Source organism: Sunxiuqinia sp. (assembly GCF_055140945.1).
Window position 1 is genome coordinate 32,843 of sequence record NZ_JBSQYS010000035.1, and the last position, 18,487, is coordinate 51,329.

Consider the following 18,487-nt stretch of genomic DNA (forward strand, 5'->3'; position numbering starts at 1 on the left):
ATAAAAAGTAAAATATTCATTATAACAAAATTTAGAAGTCATGAAAAAATTAGTCTTATTAACAATAGCAGTTGCCTTATTTGCAACCATTTCGGCCACAGGTCAGTCAAAACTGGTGAGTTCAAAATCGCACATTAAATTCTTCTCAACCACACCGGCCGAAGACATTGAAGCAAACAACACCACAGCGGTGAGTACCCTAAACACCTCAACCGGCGAGGTCGTGTTTTCTGTTCCGATGCAGGGTTTCGAATTCGAAAAAGCCCTGATGCAAAAGCATTTCAACGGCAAAGATTTCCTGAACACCAAGGAATTTCCTAAAGCCAAACTAACGGGGAAAATCACCAATATCGATCAAATAGATTTCGGAAGCGATGGTTCCTATGAAGCCCATGTCGAGGGAGAATTGACCATTAAAGGGGTCACGAAGCCCGTTCATGAAATGGGGTCGGTGACCGTAAAAGGTGGTGAGGTAGAAACACAAAGCTCGTTCGACGTGACCTTAGCCGATTATGGGATTGAATTCGTAAAAGGGAAACCCTCGTCGAACATTGCCAAGACGATAGAAGTAACCGTCCAAACGGCCTATTCCAAGAACTAAAAATAAACATATGAAAGCCGTAGCCAAAGAAAACCTGGAGCAACTCAAAGAGATGCTTCAGGCCATAAACAACGAAAATTATACCCGGCAAAACGAAATTTTGTCTGGCTCATCCGTAGGGCAGCACATCCGGCATATTCTGGAGTTTTACTTGTTGCTGGTGTCTGGTTCATTTTCCGGAACCATCAGTTACGACAAACGCCAGCGCGATATCCGGATTGAAAAGGATCAGCAATTTGCCATTCAAACCATCGACCGCTTGTTGCAAGGAATTGACACCCTCGACGAAACGCTTGCCGTGAAATTCGAGGGTGATTTTACGGCCGATGGCTCCACGCAAAACACCATTATGAGTTCAGTTGGTCGCGAATTGGCCTACTGCATTGAGCACAGCATTCACCACCAGGCCATCATTAAAGCTGGCTTAATGATGCTCGGATTGAGCGGGTTGACCAGTGAGAACTTTGGCGTGGCTTATTCAACCATTCGATACCGCGAAAACTAATGTGCACTGTAACTTACATACCACCAACAAATACTGATGGTTTTATTCTGACTTCGAACAGGGATGAAAAATCATTTCGGCCCACCATTCCGCCTCAGATTTACCAAGTCAATGGCATGAATGTATGTTTTCCCAAGGATGAGCAAGCTGGCGGGTCATGGATCGCGTCCAACGATCGTGGACGGCTTTGCTGTTTGCTGAACGGAGCTTTTGTAGCCCATCAGAAAAAAACGCGCTATGCCCAAAGCCGCGGAACTGTGTTGATCGAACTGGCGTCATCAGTTTTAACTCCAGCCGATTTTTTCCAGGTAAAAAACCTGAGAAATGTTGAACCTTTCACAATCATTACCCTTGAAATACAATCCGGCAGCATCAGCCACCTGAGTGAATTTATCTGGGATGGCCATGGCAAGCATCTGAGGGATCTGCCCCCGGATGAACCGGCCATTTGGTCGTCGGTAACCTTGTACGATGAGGAGCACCGAAAATTGCGCCGCCAGTGGTTTAAACGGTTATTGGCAAACCAAAATGGACCAATTTCTCCGAAACAAATTTTTGAATTTCATTCAGGAAGCCACACCAACGACTCGGACATCGACGTGGTTATGGAGCGCGAAGGCGGCTTGAAAACGGTAAGCATCACCCAGGTCGTGCCTGAAAAAGGAAAATTCAGGATGGCCTACTATGATCTGCAACAGCAGTTTAGCAAAGAAGTGACGACATGAACATTCAGAAAAAACATCCCGGATTTGCCATCGCCATCGCCTGGCCCGAAACCTGGTGCAAACAGCCGGGCGCCTGGTACGACGATCTTTTGTTGCGAATCGGAATCAACAAAAACCATTTCTATCGGGTTGGGCACGCCGCTCTGGTTTTGGTTGACCGGAAGACACAGCATTGTCATTATTTCGATTTTGGCCGGTATCACACCCCGTTTCAACATGGGCGTGTCCGCAGTGCAGCCACTGATGACGGACTCAGAATCCACACCAAGGCTTGTGTCTCGGCCAATGGAAAACAAATCGTAAATTTTAAGGAGATCCTGACCGAATTGCAGCAGAATCCGGAGTGTCATGGCGAGGGTGCGATTCACGCTTCGTATGGCCGGGTCGATTTTGCCAAGGCATTTGCCAAAGCCAATCAGTTGCAACAAATAAGCCCGATCCGGTATGGGCCATTCACGTTGAACGGAAGTAACTGTTCGCGATTTGTCAATACCGCCATTCGCGCCGGAAAACCGTCATGGCTGGCAGCTTTTAAACTGAATTTTCGCGTCCCATTAACCCCAACTCCAATGAACAATGTGAAGTCATTTCGAAACCGGGCCATTCTTCCAAAGCTACTCCCCTTCCCTGCTTTTTCACCTCAGCCGATCTCGGACAAACGGCTGTTGAAAACCACTTTGCCCGAACCAAAACGGCCAGTGCATTTACCTCTCACAGCCAAATGGCTGGCAGGCGAAGGTGCCGGATCCTGGTTCAGTATTGTCGTGGCCAATGATAAGAAGTTTGAAATTACACGGTTTTCGCCCGAAGGGAAACTGGAATGCCGGGGCAGGTTTAGAATCAGCAATCAGCAAGCCTTTCGCATGGATCAAGCTTTCCGGTTTGAACACTTAAGCCATTGCCGGAAAGTTAGGATTAGGCAAGATGGACATATCATTGAATTCGAAAGAACCGAAAGTTTCGACTTTCAGAAAAAACGCCACCGCGAGAGTCTTCTGAGCAAAGCGTATTTCAAACCAGAGAAGAAGTCAGCCGCCACGCTCTCCTTAGTACCTTAACCTGCCCAAATGGGCTTTTCGCCAACCGCCAACAAAATTTCAAATCCTGGTTCCTGTCAGGATTTCGTTTTTCTACGTCTATTCTAAAAACAAAAAATAGTCTCCTAATGAAACGAACCGTCATGTCAATATCATTTGCGATAAGCACATTTTTATCATTCGCACAACCCCCAAAAATAAAGCAGGTAAGCCCCGCTGAATTCAACCAACTCGCAGAAACCCCAGGTGGAGTTTTACTTGATGTGCGCACCCTTTCGGAGTTCAAAAACGGACACATTGCCAACTCCGGGCAGCTCAGCTTTTATTCGTTCGGATTTAAAAAAGACTTACTGATGCTGCCCAAAGACGAACCCATTTATTTGTATTGCAACACCGGCTGGCGCAGCGAAAAAGCAGCTAAAACGCTTGTTGAAAACGGCTACAAAAACGTTTACAACCTCGAACACGGAATCATGGACTGGGAATTACAAAACCTTCCGGTTTTAATTGATCCCGATGCCAAACCCGACACCGAAAACAAAATGGACTACGAAGAGTTGGCACGGTTGATCGAATCGGGAAAGCCGGTGTTTATTGATTTTTACGCACCATGGTGTGGTCCCTGCCGACAGATGATGCCCATGGTTGACGAACTAAAAGCAAAATACTACGGCAAGATTAATATTGTGAAGGTGAACGTGGATGCCAGTAAAAAACTGGTGAAAGAGATGAAAATACAGGGAGTACCCTATTTGGCGCTATACAACAACGGCAAAGCGGTTTACACCAAAAACGGACTGACCTCGCGCGACGAACTTGAAAAGACATTGAACAGCATCTTATAAAAATCCATCATGAACGACACCGGAGTAATCTACTTTTTGATAGCGCTGGCAGCCACTACCATTGGGGCAGTGCCATTGGGACTTGTGAACCTTTCGGTGGTTGATACAGCATTGAAAAATGGCTCGCAAAAAGCAACGGCAATTGCACACGGTGCGTCGGTAGTTGAAGTGATTTTTGCGCTTTCATCGCTTGTAGCCGGGGCTTGGTTCTCAGAGTTTTTTGAGGGAAATCCGATGGTACGGTATTTTGTTTTTGCCGTTTTACTGGTGTTCGGTTTGTTTTTCTGGTTCAAAAAGAACCAAGGAAAACTTAAAAAAGAACAGGGAAAATCCGTTGGCTTTCTGAAAGGAGCCTTGCTAAATATCGTCAGTATCCAGGTATTGCTGTTCTGGCTTCTCGCCGCTACCGTTCTTTCAGCAAAACAACTTCTACCCTCATCGTTACCCGAAATTTTGTTTTTCCTGGCCGGAGTTTGGCTGGCAAAAATGGCCATTCTTAAAATTTATGCTTTCCTCGCATTAAGAGTTGTAAGCCGCGCACATAAACTATCATCCAATATTAACCGCGTCATCGGTCTTGTGTTGATGACGGTAGCAGTTATTCAACTCATTAAAATTTAAGGGCAATCAGGATGAAAACAGGCATTATCAATTTAATAATATTTTTTACCATGACAAATCTAGCAGCACAAAATTACAGAAAAGCAAAAGAAGCAAACGGGTTGACAGTGGGACAGCAAGCCCCCGATTTCCAGGCAACAGATGCCGACGGAAGAACGTTTCAGCTCTCAGAAGAATTGAAAAAAGGCCCGGTAGTGCTTATTTTTTATCGCGGCCAGTGGTGTCCGTTTTGCAACAAGCACTTAGGTGAAATTCAGGAAAACCTGCAACAGCTGATGGAAAAAGGAGCCACGGTTGTCGCCGTTTCGCCCGAAAAACCGGAATACTTGCAGAAAACAGCGGTGAAAACAGGTGTTCGTTTTTCACTGCTCTACGATAAAGACTATCAGATAGCCGATGCGTATGATGTCACATTTCAGCCCGGCAGCCTTTCCAAAATTATTTACAATACACTGTTGGGAGCAAAACTAAAAGAAGCCCATTCGGATGATAGTCAACAACTCCCCATTCCAGCAACCTATGTGATTGATCGCAAAGGAAAAATCGTGTGGCGGCATTTTGATTCCGATTATAAAAAACGCTCCACTGTTGATGAGATCGTTAGGGCTCTTGAGCTCACAAAATGAGCCGCTTGATTTACTTTGAATTCAGAACATTAAAATGAGATTATGAAAGCAATATGGAACGGTAAAGTGATTGCCGAAAGCAATGACATTGTAAACGTCGAAGGGAATGCCTATTTCCCAATTGAATCAGTAAAAAAAGAGTTTCTAAACGAAAGTGACACCCAAACTGTTTGTCATTGGAAAGGAACCGCCTCGTATTATAACCTGGAAGTGGATGGAAAAGAAAACCCCGATGCCGTATGGTATTATCCAACACCTTCAGGCTTAGCCAGCAGTATCGGGGGGCGTGTTGCATTTTGGAAAGGCGTTAAGGTAGTGGAAGAGTAAAGAAATCTTTAAAAATCTACTGGAACAAAAGAGAAGCCAATTTTATAAAAACTTATAAAAACAGATTCTTTATGGTTACCGAAAAAACAACAGCAGAACTCTTCAGACATCTAACAACATCAGGAGTAAAAATCATCGATGTCCGCCCAGTGGAGGCCTACAACGGCTGGAAACTTAATAACGAAACACGTGGCGGCCACATTGCAGGAGCAAAAAGCCTGCCTGTAAAATGGCTAAAGTACATCGACTGGATAGAAATTGTCCGTCGCAAAAATATTCTGCCCGAAAATGAAATTGTCGTTTATGGCTATTCGTCCGAAGAAACGCAAGAAGTAGCCGAACGCTTTTTAAAATCGGGCTATGAAAAGGTTTTTGTTTATAATCATTTTGTGGATGAATGGGCTGTCAATCCCGACTTACCCATGCAGAAACTTGAACGGTACAAAAAACTGGTTTCAGCGGAATGGGTAAACCAATTGATTTCGGGAAGAAAACCTACTGAATATGAAAATGACAACTTTGTTGTTGCCCACGCACATTACCGAAATCGCGACGCATACCTAAGCGGCCATATTCCAGGGGCAATCGATATCGACACCAATGCTCTGGAAGCCGAAGACACCTGGAATCGCCGCTCGCCCGAAGAATTAAAAAAAGCGCTGGAAGAACACGGAATCACTGCTGATACGACTGTGATCTTATATGGAAAATACATGGATCCCGACAACGACGACCAATTTCCGGGCAGCGCTGCCGGAGATATTGGCGCCATCCGCAACGCCTTCATCATGTTATATGCCGGAGTGAAAGACGTACGGATACTGAATGGTGGTTTTCAATCGTGGTTAGATGCCGGTTTTGAAACTTCGTTTACTGATGAAATAAAAAAGAAGGCTGCCGATTTTGGCGCTTCCATTCCGCAAAAACCCGAACTGGCCGTGGACACACCCGAAGCCAAAGAAATGATTGCTGCTCCCAATGCCGAGCTGGTATGTGTACGCAGTTACCCAGAGTACATTGGAGAAGTGAGCGGATACAATTATATCGAAGCAAAAGGCCGGATTCCAGGAGCCGTGTTTGCTGATTGCGGCTCGGATGCCTACCACATGGAAAATTACCGTAATGTGGACCATACTACCCGTGAGTTTCACGAAACAGCAGAAATTTGGATAAACAACGGAATCACGCCCGATAAGCACCTGGCATTTTACTGTGGAACAGGTTGGCGCGGCAGTGAGGCCTGGTTTAATGCCTGGCTAATGGGCTGGCCGCGTGTTTCTGTGTACGATGGTGGTTGGTTTGAGTGGAGCAACGACCCGAAAAACCCGTATGAAACCGGTGTGCCGGAAGAAAACCTCACGCCAAGCTAAGAAAAAAGAAAAAATGTCCCGCCGATAGCGCAAATGAATGCAGAAAAAGAAAAGAATAAAGACTCTGCGAAAATCAGCGAAATCTGCGGGAGGAAAAAACAAAAACTTTGCGCCTTTGCGAGAAATATAAAATCATGGAACAAAAACTACTGCTCTCACAATTGGGCACCGATACAATACAAGGGCTTTCCTCAAACCCCAAATACCTCTTATCGAAATATTTTTACGACGACGAGGGAAGCCGCATTTTTCAGGATATCATGAATATGCCCGAATACTACCTCACCGATTGCGAGCATGAAATATTTTCATCGCAAAAAGAGGAAATCAAACAGGCAATCTGTCGTGGAAACAAGTTGTTTAACCTTGTCGAATTGGGCTCGGGCGACGGTCTGAAAACCAAAATCCTGCTGAAGTACCTGGTTGAGAAAGCTATCAATTTTCAATACAATCCCATTGATATCAGTGCAAAGGCCAACCACGAACTGGTACAAAGCCTGAAAACCGAGTTGCCCGCGTTACAAGTTGAAGCAAAAACCGGCGATTATTTCCGAAAGCTAAAAAGCCTGAACGGACATGCTGCCATTCCGAAAATCATTCTATTTCTGGGGTCGAACATTGGAAATTTTTCAGATGAAGAAACCACAGATTTTTTGAGCCAGCTTGCAGTATATTCTAATACCGGCGACAAAGTTCTCATTGGCTTCGACCTGAAGAAATCGCCCGGCATAATCATGGATGCCTACAACGACCCGCACGGGCACACGCGCCGTTTCAATCTGAACCACCTGGTTCGGCTCAACCGTGAATTGAATGCCGATTTCGATATTAAAAAGTTCGAACAGCAAACGACCTACAATCCGCAAACCGGTGAAGTAAAAAGTTTCCTGATTTCGAATACCGAACAAACCGTTCAGCTGGGTGCACTCGAAAAATCCTTCCGTTTTGCAAAGTGGGAAGCCATTTTCATGGAACGCTCAAGGAAGTACGACTTTCAAACCATTGAGAAACTGGCGTTAAATCACGGTTTTAAGGTGGTGCAAAATTTCACCGACCAACGGAATTACTTTGTGGATTCGTTGTGGGAGAAAAAATAAAAGAATATTCCTGCGGATAGCGCAGATGAACGCAGAAAAAGAATGAGGATAACAAATTAAACCTTCTGCGGAAATCAGCGAAAAAAAAGAACATTCCCGCGGATCACGCAGATGAACGCGGAAAAAGAAGAAATTGAACAATTAAAGACTCTGCGAAAATCAGCGAAATCAGCGGGAGAAAAAAACTTTGCGCCTTTGCGAGCAAAATTTTAGATTATGATACAAAAAACAAGCAACAACTGGCAATTGCTTTCCATTCCTTTTAATCAGGATTTGGAAAACGAACTTCTTCAACAGCACCTGGCCGCGCAGTTTATTGCGCTGACAGGCCGATACCTCATCCCCAAAAAACCCGATGGAAGCAACATCAACATGCAATATATTCCTGAAAAAGAGATGCTTCTCGGAAATGCTCATCCTGCCGGATGGACAATTGGAGTGAAACTGAGAAACCAAACGGTGCAGATTTTGGATGAAAACAACATTTCAAAACCTGAAATCTCGATTGAAGGAAAAACCTTTCAGGAAGCTTTTCAGGAGTTTAAATCAGTCCTTCAAAACCAAGAAATTGATGTTTCGCAGTTAAAAACCGAACAGCCTTACGAGTTGCCAACCGGAGGATTAAAAGAGGGTAAATATTTTGCCCTGGCAAGTGATGATGCCGTTTCTGAAAACATCCGCTACCGCCACAATTCCCGGCTGATCATCAATGAACTGGCTGCCCGTTTTTCAGATGTTGAACCGGTTCGCATCTGGCCCCACCATTTCGACACTGGGACTTTTGCCACTATTGGCCGGAATGAAAAAAACGCAGCGGTAAAAACCATCGGACTTGGTCTGGCCATTCCTGACAGCATGGTTCCCGAACCCTATTTTTACCTCAGTTTCTGGTCTGAAAATCCGCTTGACATTGAACCCAATCTGGTAAAACTACCTGCCGGAAAGTGGATGATGCCAAACTGGAACGGAGCCGTGTTGGGAACTTCAGAAATCATCAAAGAACAGTCTGCCGTAAATCAATATAACTTGGTGAAAGACTTTTTTGAAACGGGAATTGAGATTTTGTTGAAAAAGATGAAATGAAATTAGAAAATGTCCCGCAGATTGCGCAGATGAACGCAGATAAGAATAAAGAGTACAAATAAAATATCTGCGAAAATCCGCGAGATCAGCGGGAGAAAAAAAAATTTCCGGAGGATGACGCAGAAAAACACAGAAAAGAATACAGATTTCAATTAAAACCTTTGCGAAAATCAGCGAAATCAGCGGGCAAATATTCATACTATGAAAAATCCAATTAAACTCTTCGAAGTAAAAAACCTTCATGACCGGCAACCAGCTCATGCCATTGTGAAAGATCTTGACCTGGTGGTTGTCCGTTATGACGGAAATAACTCAGTATTGTATGGCCGTTGCCTCCACCGTGGCGCACTAATGGCTGACGGACATGTGGAAGGCCACAATCTTATTTGCGGGCTTCACGGCTGGGATTACCGGCTCGATACCGGCGTTTCAGAATACAACGACAAAGAGGCCCTTCACAAATTCACCACAAAAACTGAAGACGGTTTTGTCTGGGTGGATGAAGCTGAAATCGATGCTTTCCTCAAAAAACACCCGCAACCTTTTAACCGCCAAAAATACCAGGGACTTTATGCCGACACCCATCCCGAACCGACTGAACCTTATACTGCTTACATCAAGGAACTTTCAAAAAATGCCCTGAAAAATATTGGACATCATGGTTTTTCGGCTTCCATGGGCATTGACCGAAATACGCTTCCCAAATGGGAAGACATTCAATTCCTCCCGGCTCAGTTATGGAAACGCCCGTTAACCGACGAGATGGTTGTGGACACAAAAGTTACTATTGGTAAAAATGCCAGAAAGCCGCTTGCCCTCGAAATTCCAATATTTGTTTCTGACATGAGTTTTGGAGCGTTGTCGCGCGAGGCAAAAATTGCTTTATCGAAAGGAGCAGAAATGGCTGGAACCGGTATTTGCAGCGGCGAAGGCGGCATGTTGCCCGAAGAGCAGGAAAACAACTCCCGCTATTTTTACGAACTGGCATCGGGGAAATTTGGATTTAGCTGGGACAAGGTGAAAAAAGCACAGGCCTTTCATTTTAAGGGCGGACAAGGCGCAAAAACCGGAACTGGCGGACATCTTCCGGGAAATAAAGTTAGCCGTGAAATTGCTGAAGTCAGGGGGTTGAAAAAGGGTGAACCCGCTATCAGTCCGGCGGCTTTTCCCGATTTGTTTACTGCCAAAGATTTTGCTGATTTCGCCAATGAAGTAAGGCAGCAAACCGGCGGAATTCCGGTAGGGTTTAAAATAGCCGCCAGTCACATCGAGAAAGATATTGATTTTGCGCTCGAAGCCGGAGCCGACTACATCATCCTCGACGGGCGCGGCGGCGGAACCGGGGCAGCGCCAAAAATCCTGCGCGATAACATCAATATTCCAACCATTCCGGCACTGGCCCGGGCGCGCAAACACCTCGACAAAGTAGGCGCAAAAGATGTGGCGCTTATCATCACCGGCGGATTGCGCACCGCTGAAGATTTTGCCAAAGCACTGATGCTGGGCGCCGATGCCGTGGCCGTGTCCAATTCTGCATTACAGGCCATTGGGTGCCTCGGAATGCGTGCCTGTCATACAAACAATTGTCCGGTGGGGATCGCCACGCAAAAAGAAAACCTCCGCCAACGCATCATCATTGAAACTTCGGCAAAACAGCTCAGTACCTTTTTGCTGGCCGTTAACGAACTGATGAAAGTGGTGGCACGGGCATGTGGGCATGATGATTTTCGCAAATTTAACCGCGACGATTTGGTAACCTTTAACCGCGACATGCACTATTTAACCGGTATTGAATATGGCGGGATATTAAAATAGGAAAGGAATGTTCCCGCAGATGGCTCGGAAAAACGTTGAAAAATATAAGAATTTCAAAAAACATTGCGAAAATTCACGGTGATCTCAACAAGATCTCAACAAGAGAAGAGCTTTCGAAGATGTTGTAGGAATTAACTTCTTCAAAACGATTATGAAAACTACACTATTTTCAACCCTAAGCTGCCCCAATTGTGGACACCAAAAAACCGAAGAAATGCCCACCGACGGCTGTCAGTTTTTTTATGAGTGTGAAAACTGCCAGGCCATATTGCGCCCCAATCCCGGTGATTGCTGTGTGTATTGTTCGTATGGAACGGTGAAATGCCCATCGAAGCAGAAAGAATGAGATTTTCCTCAAAACAAATCAGATTTTTTTATCTTTTTTTTGTCAGGTTCGAGAAAATACTGCGACTAATTGGCTTATCACTAAAATTAGACGCGTATGAAAAATTCAGTATTTGTTAAAGTTTTAATGGCAGTTGCAATAATGGTATCGTTACAATCGTGCGGCGATGACGACGATGACGAGATCAAAGAAGAGTTTATTGCAACGGATAGTTCGTTCAGTAACTTTATGAGTTGGGAGCTTGAAGCTACCCATCAGGGACCAGATCCAGCCTTGGGAGGCGCACATGGCGGAAATGATGAAACTGTAACCCGTGAAATTTATTACAAAAACGGGCAAAATCCTGTCAGTGGTAAATTTCCTGTGGGAACAATCATCGTCAAACATTCCAAAAACCCAGACCTTTCAGTCAACGAATTTACGGCAATGGTTAAACGTGGGAATGATTTCAACCCAAGTGGTGGCGACTGGGAGTGGTTTATGCTGAATGCTGACGGCTCCATCGCAACTGACGGGTCATCTGGAATGAAAATGCGTGGAGCCGATTTAATGGGAGGCATGTGCCTTTCATGCCATACCGCAGGATCCACGGATTATACGTTTACCAAGTAAGCTCTTTTTCAATGAATTAACGCATGCTTTAGATGCTCCAAAAAGCTAACGGGCAGTTGAAAAGTCTGGCTGTCCGTTAGTTTCTTTTTTAAAACTGCATTCATAGACATCCCCAAGAATTAATTGTTCATGGAAGTGCATGAAAAGCCCGTCAAAACAGAACACCCTGAATGTTTCTAACGAATGACTTGCAATTAACTAAGCAGTTGCTTAGTTTTGTATCCTATTTAGAATCAATATGCCCAGGAATAAAACATACGACAATGATTTGGTGCTTGAAAAAGCCATGAATATATTCTGGATAAACGGTTACGAAGCCACTTCGGTGCGGATGCTCGAAAAGGAAATGGGTATCAACCAGTTTTCTATTTACGCTTCATTTAAGAATAAAAAGAACTTGTTCATTCAGTCCATTCACAGCTATAGAGAGTTTGTGAAGAAATACCGTTTTCAGGTTTTATTGCGGCATGATGCTGGTTTAGCCGAGTTAAAAGACTTTCTAATGAAATCAGTTACGGTAAGCGAGGCTGGTCTGTCGGCAAAAGGTTGCTTAATTGTGAATACTGCCGGCGAACTCGGAAGTAAAGACAAGGATATTGAACTGGAAATAAATCGATATTACGATTTCATTCGAGAAATGCTTGAGAATGTCATTCGAAATGCCATCAAAAAAAATGAAATTTCCAGGGACAATAATGTAAAACAACAAGCCAATTTTTTTCTGGGTGTGATGCAGGGAATTTCCGTCGCATCAAAAACAATGAACAGCAGCCAGTTAAATGATTTTGTTTCTATTGCACTGGCACAAATCAAATAAATTTTTTAATCATTTTCTAAGCGTGCGCTTAGAATTAAAAAGTAACAATTATGACAACATTCAAATTACACACCATTGAAACAGCCCCTGAGGGATCAAAAGCAATTCTGGAGGGAGCCCTTAAACAAAACGGTTTTATCCCCAATTTATATGGAATCATGGCCGAATCGCCCGAAGTATTGAAAGCCTATTCCCAAATGCACCAACTCTTCAACGAAACTTCATTTGATCCGGTTGAAAAGAACATCGTTTGGCTAACCGTAAGTTACAACAATAGCTGTCATTACTGTATGGCCATCCATTCGATGGTTGCCAAAATGTTTAAACTGTCGGATGAAATGGTTGAAGCCTTACGGAACAATACACCGCTGAACGATGCAAAACTCGAAGCGCTTCGCCAGTTCACAACCCTTCTGGTTGAGAAAAGAGGATGGGCTTCAGACGAGGATGTTAAAGCTTTCCTTGCTGCCGGATATACCCGGAAGCATGTTCTTGAGTTGGTGGTCGGAATCGGACAGAAAGTGATCAGCAACTATGTAAATCATCTTGCGCATACGCCTCTTGATGAACAAATTGAAGCATTCGAATGGGAAGCTTCCAGCATAAACCAAGAGTAACATCCTTTAAATTCGCAATGATGAAAAAACAATTCCTTCTCATTCTTCTGTTTGCCACAATCGTAAGCATTCCGGCTTTCGCGCAATTACCTGAAAAGGACGAAGACATTTCCCCCTTATTGAATGGTGAAACAATCCCGGATATTGCATTAAAAGCACCGGACGGCTCAACACACCAGGTGGCACAAATTATTGAAGAGAAACCCACCATCCTGCTATTTTATCGTGGTGGATGGTGCCCTTATTGCAATGCCCACCTTTCGGAAATACGAGAAGTGGAAGCTGAGATTATCAATTTGGGGTATCAACTGATCGGAATTAGCCCCGATTCGCCAGAGAATCTAAAGGTGACAGACGAGAAAAAGCAGCTGAATTATAGCCTATACTCGGATGCCTCCGGCAAATTCACTAAAGCGATGGGCCTTGCTTTTAAATCACCTGAAAAATACTCGGGCATGCTACGTGACGTATCCGACGGGCAAAACCAAGGCTTCCTGCCTGTTCCTTCTGTTTTTGTGGTTGACCAGTCGGGAACCATTCTGTTTGAGTATATTAATCCAAATTATAAAACCAGGCTAAGTGCCAAACTTTTGCTTGCCGTTTTATTAAATTTAGACGTTAAACCATCAAATCAATCGAAATGAAATCAATCCTGATTCTGCTAACAATTATTGTACTCACCTTTGGCAACTCAATAGCACAAACAGACGATCCGCAAGCAACGTCGGATAAACTCGTCATCGTTTGGACAAGCGATGATCCGTATGTTGCCGAACGCGTTGCCTTAATGTACACCCATGCCGCAAAAACTGCCGGCTGGTTTAGCGAAGTGACCCTGATCATTTGGGGGCCATCGGCCAAGCTAACGGCTGAAAACCTGAAAATTCAGGAAAAACTGAAGGCCATGCAAACCGATGGCGTTGTGATTGAAGCCTGCATTGTTTGCGCCAACGCCTATGGAGTAACCGACGACCTGAAAAAGTTGGATTTCGACATCAAAGGTATGGGCATACCACTTTCTGATTACCTGAAGAGTGGGGCAAAAGTATTGACTTTTTGATCGTTTTATCAGAAAACAGAGCCCGAAATCACACCATATCCATTTTTCTGATGATAACTTTGTTGGCAGCGATCTTTACAATCTATTTTCAGAGCGGTTTTGTGGTTGTGGATGAGTCGGTTCGATGTCCCGATTTATTGCCTGATTAGGAACCTTAATTGTCCACTCAGGAAATTTAAGCTCCGGTTCTGAAATCAGCCAAAAGACTACGGCATAAAGCCATTCATTTCAAAATTGAAAGAGTTGACTTCACCCAGCACTTAATGCCAATTTCAAAAAGACTTAACTTGCGTAAACTCCGGTTAAAACTTTTTGAAGCGCCACATCAACACATCCAATTTTTTCCATTCATTATTTTTTCCGTTTCCTTTTGTCCATTTCATCCCCTTCACTTCATGGGGTTCCTAAGCGTTCAATTAAGCTGAGCTTTGACAATTTTATGCGTTTTTTGATAATCGAATTTAAACGAATCAATTCGCACCAAAGACCTGCGGTGGGGGCAACTTTATATCCGAACCTGACTGTAAAACGGATGCTTTCAGAATTGGTAAAAAAAGAATTAACTGAGAAATTTGGAAACGGGAGAAGTACAGGAAAAATTATAAAAATCGTTTACTTTTGTCATGTCACGACAATTCTCAAGGAAAATGGATGCTACAATTTCCAACGCTAGATTTTATTAAGAAAAAGGCTTTAAGTAGATGGCCAAAGAAGAACTCATACAAAAACTCACATCCCTCGAATGGGAAGATTTTGAAGTAAAAGCTGCAAAAAGCGAGCTACCCAAATCGGTTTGGGAAATTGTTCCGCATGGTTAAACTCGCTGAGAATGCAGGTTTTGGTTTTGACAAAATAGAAGAGAACTGGAGAGCTTATAATTCAACGGTGCCGGAATACCAGATCGAATTTGATTCTGTTGTGGTTGATTTTAAGATGTCGGACGAAGAAAGTGTCGGGGAAAACTGTGGAAGAAACTGTGGAGAAAATCATTTCTTTAATCAGAGAAAATCCCAAGATTACAGCAAAACAAATTGAAGAAGTGACCAAATTGTCAAGGCGAGGCGTAGAATACAACCTTAACAAACTAAAAAAAAGAAGGCAAACTAAAAAGAATAGGTCCTGCAAAAGGTGGACATTGGCAAGTAATTGAACAAAATGACAATACAGGAGTTAATCAATCATATACCCTCTAAAATACTGCAACGAGGACAGAATTATTTCGACGATGGAAATATTTTGCAGCTGAACAAGGGTAGTAATGGAAGCTGGTACGCCGAAGTTGAAGGCAACTACGGCAACTATGAAGTGGAGCTTAAAGCAGACAATCACAATAATGTAACTAATTATTATTGTGATTGTCCGTATGATGGTGCTATATGTAAGCATATTGCGGCTGTTGCTCTGGCTATAAGCGAGAAAAACAGCATTTACATTTCATCTGACCAAAAACCACAGGAGGAAAGTTGGGAACAATTAATAACGGATGCCAAGTCCAACGACTTAAGAAATTTCATGCTCGATTATGGGATGAAAAATCAGGATTTCAGGCATCAAATTAAGCTTGCTTTTTCGAAACCTGTTTCGGTTCAGAATTCCGATAACATTCCATATTATCAAAGCCAGATAAATGGAATATTTGACAATTATGATGACCGAGGCTTTATTGATTATCGCAGCAGCTATAAAGCCATGAACGATGTTGCCCAATTTCAAATAAAGGCTGATGATTATTACTCAAAAGGTAATATGAACGAAGCGTTTTGTATTTCGGCTGCTATTGCAATGGAAAGTGTAAAGGCCATTCAACAGATGGATGATTCTTCCGGTGAATGTGGTGGAGCTATCTACGAGTCGTTCCAGGTCATTGGAAATATTCTTAACAACAAAATATCAGATGAATTAAAGGAACGAATTTTCGATTGGCTGCATGAACAGGTGCAAAATTCTGACTACAGAAATTATGGTGTTGGAGATCGTTTGGAACCATTATTTTTTGAAACAGCTGCATCGTTAAAACAACTGGATATTGCTTACGAATTTATTGATGATCAAATTATTCAGTTGGACAAGGAAGATGGTTGGAGTAAAAAATATTATTTACAAAGCTATCTTGGACACAAGATAGACCTTTTACAATCGGAAGGCAGAACAGCAGAAGCGGACAATATTATTGACACCTACCTGCACTTCGAAGATTTTCGTCAAATTAGAGTACAGCAAGCATTGTCGGAAAACAATCCTGACAAAGCAGAGAAGCTAATACTTGATGGCATCAAAGTAGCACAACAGGATGATGCTCCCGGCACAGTTCATCAATGGAAAGACCAATTGCTTGAACTGTACAGGCAACAAAAAGAAACCTTTAAATATCATAAATTGGCGAGGGAACTCTTTGTTGAAAACACCTCAAGTATAAATTATTTTAAAATCTATAAGCAAACAAGCCCCAAAGAGGGTTGGCCAGGGAAGAGAAATAAGCTAATTGCTGAATTGAAAAACACAAAACGAGGGTACTGCAGCGGAATATCCTTAGATGATTTAGCACAGATTTATATTGAAGAACAAATGATTGATGAACTGTTTGAAATCGTCCGTTCTTCAAATAGCATTCATACCATTATGAGATATACCAACCACCTTAAAGAGAAATATCCCGCTGAATTAGTGGAATATTATAGAGCAGCGATTGAAATTCAGGCTGAACGTACAGGGCGGAATGTTTATGTCGAGTTGGTGCAATACTTGAAACAAATGGCTAGACTGAAAGGTGGATTACCTGCTGCCAATGGGTTAAAAGAATCCTTGCTGGATAAATATAAAAATCGTCCGGCCATGAAAGAAGAATTTAGAAAATTGAGTTGGGATTAATGCTATTACTATTAGATGAGAAAGTATGAATGAAGTATGAAGAATCGAGCTGCATCATGATTTGCACTTCCATAGTGCGTTTTATGTAAATAATTGCACTTGGTTAGTGCAAATTGATTACTTTTGTAGTAAATAAAACGACTATGGACAAATTGTATGAACAGTTTCAGAAGCTTCTAAGAGAGACAGATACCAGTTTCTTCCGCTACAGCTATGCCGAAATAAACTGGAGAAGTCGTATGATTGGACTTACCGGCCCAAGGGGAGTTGGAAAAACTACACTGGTTTTGCAGCATATTAAAAAGAACCTGAATCCTGCTGAGACGCTTTATGTAACTGCCGAGGATTTCTATTTTGCCGACAACAGGCTGACTGATTTAGCTGGTAGTTTTGTGAAACAAGGCGGGAAATACCTGTTTATTGATGAAATTCACAAATACAAAGACTGGGCTAAGGAACTCAAACTGATCTATGATTATCATCCCGAACTTCATCTTGTATTTACCGGTTCTTCGGTATTGGATATCAACAAAGGAGTCTCGGATTTAAGCCGCAGAGCGGTCATGTACCACATGCAAGGTTTGTCTTTCAGGGAGTATTTGCAATTGTTTCATCAAATAGCTGTCCCAGCGTATTCTTTAGAAGAAATTCTGAGCCATAAAGCTTTACTGCCGGAAGTAAAACATCCACTACCGTTTTTTGAAGATTATCTAAAAAGAGGGTACTATCCTTTTGCATTGGAGGAAGACTTTGATATGAGGTTACAACAAGTTGTTAATCAGACTTTGGAGACCGATATCCCGTTGTATGCTGGCATGAATGTGTCCACTGGTCGAAAGTTGAAGCAATTACTGGCCATTATTGCTAAAAGTGTGCCGTTTAAGCCCAATATGTCAAGTATCGCAACTGCACTTTCCGCCAGCCGGAATAACATCACTGATTATTGCCTGTTTGTTGAAGAAGCCGGAATGATCGCACAACTGAGGGATTCTACCGGCGGAATAAGGGGGTTGGGTAAGGTGGATAAAATTTATCTCGACAATACGAATTTGATATACAGCTTGGCAAACGATCATTCAAATAGAGGAAATATAAGGGAGACGTTTTTTCTGAATCAGCTTAGAGTTAAGTATGACGTAGTCAAATCCCCAGTCGCTGATTTTGTCATTGACGATTACACATTTGAAGTAGGTGGAAAAAATAAAGGATTAAAGCAAATCCAGGGTATTGATAAAGCTTATGTCGTAAAAGACGACATTGAACTGGGATATTTGAACACGATTCCGCTTTGGCAGTTTGGTTTAACGTACTGACATTTGTAACCTATTTGTACCATAATCCTTTAATGTAGGGTTTGCTGATTTTCTCAAATCTTAGATATAATACACTGATTATCAACATTTATTTGTTCATATTTTCAAGGCTGATGATTGGCGTAAATGTACGGTTTTATATAAATTGGGTTCAAAACCCCTGCAGATATGATTGATTACACGCCGCAAAGCCAATTAAGTT

The 18,487-nt window shown here is 42.8% G+C and carries 22 protein-coding genes; all 22 read left to right on the top strand.

Going from position 1 to position 18,487, the window contains the following annotated elements:
- The first annotated feature begins 40 nt into the window (after positions 1-40).
- The 22 genes from ACTB00_RS15160 to ACTB00_RS15265 all read left to right on the top strand — a co-directional run bounded on the left by ACTB00_RS15160 (position 41) and on the right by ACTB00_RS15265 (position 18,285).
- Positions 41-601, top strand: coding sequence for a YceI family protein (locus ACTB00_RS15160; protein WP_463300763.1), 561 nt, complete (start codon positions 41-43; stop codon positions 599-601).
- Between the two features lie 10 nt (positions 602-611).
- Positions 612-1,106 (top strand): DinB family protein, encoded by a 495-nt coding sequence (locus ACTB00_RS15165; RefSeq protein ID WP_463300764.1) that lies wholly within the window; start codon positions 612-614, stop codon positions 1,104-1,106.
- Positions 1,106-1,831 carry an NRDE family protein gene (locus ACTB00_RS15170; protein WP_463300765.1) on the top strand — a complete coding sequence of 242 codons (726 nt, stop codon included), beginning with the start codon at positions 1,106-1,108 and terminating at the stop codon, positions 1,829-1,831. Before ACTB00_RS15165 ends, ACTB00_RS15170 begins: the two co-directional genes overlap by 1 nt.
- Positions 1,828-2,889 (top strand): DUF6695 family protein, encoded by a 1,062-nt coding sequence (locus tag ACTB00_RS15175; protein WP_463300766.1) that lies wholly within the window; start codon positions 1,828-1,830, stop codon positions 2,887-2,889. Before ACTB00_RS15170 ends, ACTB00_RS15175 begins: the two co-directional genes overlap by 4 nt.
- A gap of 107 nt (positions 2,890-2,996) precedes the next feature.
- On the top strand, positions 2,997-3,713 hold the full coding sequence (locus tag ACTB00_RS15180) for a thioredoxin domain-containing protein (RefSeq protein WP_463300767.1): 717 nt from the start codon (positions 2,997-2,999) through the stop codon (positions 3,711-3,713).
- 9 nt (positions 3,714-3,722) lie between these two features.
- The gene (locus ACTB00_RS15185) at positions 3,723-4,334 is read left to right on the top strand and encodes a LysE family transporter (RefSeq protein WP_463300768.1); all 612 of its coding nucleotides are present in this window, start codon (positions 3,723-3,725) and stop codon (positions 4,332-4,334) included.
- A 50-nt stretch (positions 4,335-4,384) separates the two neighbouring features.
- Entirely contained in the window at positions 4,385-4,960 is a 576-nt protein-coding gene (locus ACTB00_RS15190; protein ID WP_463300769.1) for a peroxiredoxin family protein, read from the top strand.
- Between the two features lie 42 nt (positions 4,961-5,002).
- Complete coding sequence (locus ACTB00_RS15195; protein ID WP_463300770.1) at positions 5,003-5,287, top strand: DUF427 domain-containing protein; 285 nt, start codon at positions 5,003-5,005, stop codon at positions 5,285-5,287.
- A 71-nt stretch (positions 5,288-5,358) separates the two neighbouring features.
- On the top strand, positions 5,359-6,657 hold the full coding sequence (locus ACTB00_RS15200; protein WP_463300771.1) for a sulfurtransferase: 1,299 nt from the start codon (positions 5,359-5,361) through the stop codon (positions 6,655-6,657).
- 134 nt (positions 6,658-6,791) lie between these two features.
- Positions 6,792-7,754 (top strand): L-histidine N(alpha)-methyltransferase, encoded by a 963-nt coding sequence (locus ACTB00_RS15205; RefSeq protein ID WP_463300772.1) that lies wholly within the window; start codon positions 6,792-6,794, stop codon positions 7,752-7,754.
- A gap of 216 nt (positions 7,755-7,970) precedes the next feature.
- Positions 7,971-8,837, top strand: coding sequence for a hypothetical protein (locus ACTB00_RS15210; protein WP_463300773.1), 867 nt, complete (start codon positions 7,971-7,973; stop codon positions 8,835-8,837).
- Between the two features lie 201 nt (positions 8,838-9,038).
- Positions 9,039-10,652 (top strand): glutamate synthase-related protein, encoded by a 1,614-nt coding sequence (locus ACTB00_RS15215; RefSeq protein WP_463300774.1) that lies wholly within the window; start codon positions 9,039-9,041, stop codon positions 10,650-10,652.
- A 151-nt stretch (positions 10,653-10,803) separates the two neighbouring features.
- On the top strand, positions 10,804-10,998 hold the full coding sequence (locus ACTB00_RS15220; RefSeq protein ID WP_463300775.1) for a GDCCVxC domain-containing (seleno)protein: 195 nt from the start codon (positions 10,804-10,806) through the stop codon (positions 10,996-10,998).
- Positions 10,999-11,094: 96 nt separating this feature from the next.
- Positions 11,095-11,610: a hypothetical protein gene (locus ACTB00_RS15225; protein ID WP_463300776.1), complete on the top strand. Its 516-nt coding sequence runs from the start codon at positions 11,095-11,097 to the stop codon at positions 11,608-11,610.
- A 238-nt stretch (positions 11,611-11,848) separates the two neighbouring features.
- Positions 11,849-12,427 (top strand): TetR/AcrR family transcriptional regulator, encoded by a 579-nt coding sequence (locus ACTB00_RS15230; protein ID WP_463300777.1) that lies wholly within the window; start codon positions 11,849-11,851, stop codon positions 12,425-12,427.
- A 50-nt stretch (positions 12,428-12,477) separates the two neighbouring features.
- A complete protein-coding gene (locus tag ACTB00_RS15235) occupies positions 12,478-13,044 on the top strand; it encodes a carboxymuconolactone decarboxylase family protein (protein ID WP_463300778.1) in 567 nt (188 codons plus the stop codon).
- 20 nt (positions 13,045-13,064) lie between these two features.
- On the top strand, positions 13,065-13,688 hold the full coding sequence (locus ACTB00_RS15240; protein ID WP_463300779.1) for a peroxiredoxin-like family protein: 624 nt from the start codon (positions 13,065-13,067) through the stop codon (positions 13,686-13,688).
- Positions 13,685-14,104 (top strand): DsrE family protein, encoded by a 420-nt coding sequence (locus tag ACTB00_RS15245; RefSeq protein ID WP_463300780.1) that lies wholly within the window; start codon positions 13,685-13,687, stop codon positions 14,102-14,104. Before ACTB00_RS15240 ends, ACTB00_RS15245 begins: the two co-directional genes overlap by 4 nt.
- A gap of 810 nt (positions 14,105-14,914) precedes the next feature.
- A complete protein-coding gene (locus ACTB00_RS15250) occupies positions 14,915-15,139 on the top strand; it encodes a hypothetical protein (RefSeq protein WP_463300784.1) in 225 nt (74 codons plus the stop codon).
- Positions 15,081-15,254 (top strand): winged helix-turn-helix domain-containing protein, encoded by a 174-nt coding sequence (locus ACTB00_RS15255; RefSeq protein ID WP_463300783.1) that lies wholly within the window; start codon positions 15,081-15,083, stop codon positions 15,252-15,254. Before ACTB00_RS15250 ends, ACTB00_RS15255 begins: the two co-directional genes overlap by 59 nt.
- A gap of 5 nt (positions 15,255-15,259) precedes the next feature.
- Entirely contained in the window at positions 15,260-16,972 is a 1,713-nt protein-coding gene (locus ACTB00_RS15260; protein ID WP_463300781.1) for an SWIM zinc finger family protein, read from the top strand.
- Between the two features lie 143 nt (positions 16,973-17,115).
- Positions 17,116-18,285 (top strand): ATP-binding protein, encoded by a 1,170-nt coding sequence (locus ACTB00_RS15265; protein ID WP_463300782.1) that lies wholly within the window; start codon positions 17,116-17,118, stop codon positions 18,283-18,285.
- The last annotated feature ends 202 nt before the right edge of the window (positions 18,286-18,487 follow it).

Excerpts from the sequence above, each read along its gene's own strand:
- ACTB00_RS15265 (WP_463300782.1), top strand. The coding sequence starts at position 17,116 with ATGGACAAATTGTATGAACAGTTTCAGAAGCTTCTAAGAGAGACAGAT.
- ACTB00_RS15215 (WP_463300774.1), top strand. The coding sequence starts at position 9,039 with ATGAAAAATCCAATTAAACTCTTCGAAGTAAAAAACCTTCATGACCGG.
- ACTB00_RS15175 (WP_463300766.1), top strand. The coding sequence starts at position 1,828 with ATGAACATTCAGAAAAAACATCCCGGATTTGCCATCGCCATCGCCTGG.
- ACTB00_RS15260 (WP_463300781.1), top strand. The coding sequence starts at position 15,260 with ATGACAATACAGGAGTTAATCAATCATATACCCTCTAAAATACTGCAA.
- ACTB00_RS15195 (WP_463300770.1), top strand. The coding sequence starts at position 5,003 with ATGAAAGCAATATGGAACGGTAAAGTGATTGCCGAAAGCAATGACATT.
- ACTB00_RS15225 (WP_463300776.1), top strand. The coding sequence starts at position 11,095 with ATGAAAAATTCAGTATTTGTTAAAGTTTTAATGGCAGTTGCAATAATG.
- ACTB00_RS15185 (WP_463300768.1), top strand. The coding sequence starts at position 3,723 with ATGAACGACACCGGAGTAATCTACTTTTTGATAGCGCTGGCAGCCACT.
- ACTB00_RS15240 (WP_463300779.1), top strand. The coding sequence starts at position 13,065 with ATGAAAAAACAATTCCTTCTCATTCTTCTGTTTGCCACAATCGTAAGC.
- ACTB00_RS15190 (WP_463300769.1), top strand. The coding sequence starts at position 4,385 with ATGACAAATCTAGCAGCACAAAATTACAGAAAAGCAAAAGAAGCAAAC.
- ACTB00_RS15250 (WP_463300784.1), top strand. The coding sequence starts at position 14,915 with ATGGTTAAACTCGCTGAGAATGCAGGTTTTGGTTTTGACAAAATAGAA.
- ACTB00_RS15235 (WP_463300778.1), top strand. The coding sequence starts at position 12,478 with ATGACAACATTCAAATTACACACCATTGAAACAGCCCCTGAGGGATCA.
- ACTB00_RS15210 (WP_463300773.1), top strand. The coding sequence starts at position 7,971 with ATGATACAAAAAACAAGCAACAACTGGCAATTGCTTTCCATTCCTTTT.
- ACTB00_RS15170 (WP_463300765.1), top strand. The coding sequence starts at position 1,106 with ATGTGCACTGTAACTTACATACCACCAACAAATACTGATGGTTTTATT.
- ACTB00_RS15160 (WP_463300763.1), top strand. The coding sequence starts at position 41 with ATGAAAAAATTAGTCTTATTAACAATAGCAGTTGCCTTATTTGCAACC.
- ACTB00_RS15180 (WP_463300767.1), top strand. The coding sequence starts at position 2,997 with ATGAAACGAACCGTCATGTCAATATCATTTGCGATAAGCACATTTTTA.
- ACTB00_RS15230 (WP_463300777.1), top strand. The coding sequence starts at position 11,849 with ATGCCCAGGAATAAAACATACGACAATGATTTGGTGCTTGAAAAAGCC.
- ACTB00_RS15165 (WP_463300764.1), top strand. The coding sequence starts at position 612 with ATGAAAGCCGTAGCCAAAGAAAACCTGGAGCAACTCAAAGAGATGCTT.
- ACTB00_RS15220 (WP_463300775.1), top strand. The coding sequence starts at position 10,804 with ATGAAAACTACACTATTTTCAACCCTAAGCTGCCCCAATTGTGGACAC.
- ACTB00_RS15200 (WP_463300771.1), top strand. The coding sequence starts at position 5,359 with ATGGTTACCGAAAAAACAACAGCAGAACTCTTCAGACATCTAACAACA.
- ACTB00_RS15205 (WP_463300772.1), top strand. The coding sequence starts at position 6,792 with ATGGAACAAAAACTACTGCTCTCACAATTGGGCACCGATACAATACAA.
- ACTB00_RS15245 (WP_463300780.1), top strand. The coding sequence starts at position 13,685 with ATGAAATCAATCCTGATTCTGCTAACAATTATTGTACTCACCTTTGGC.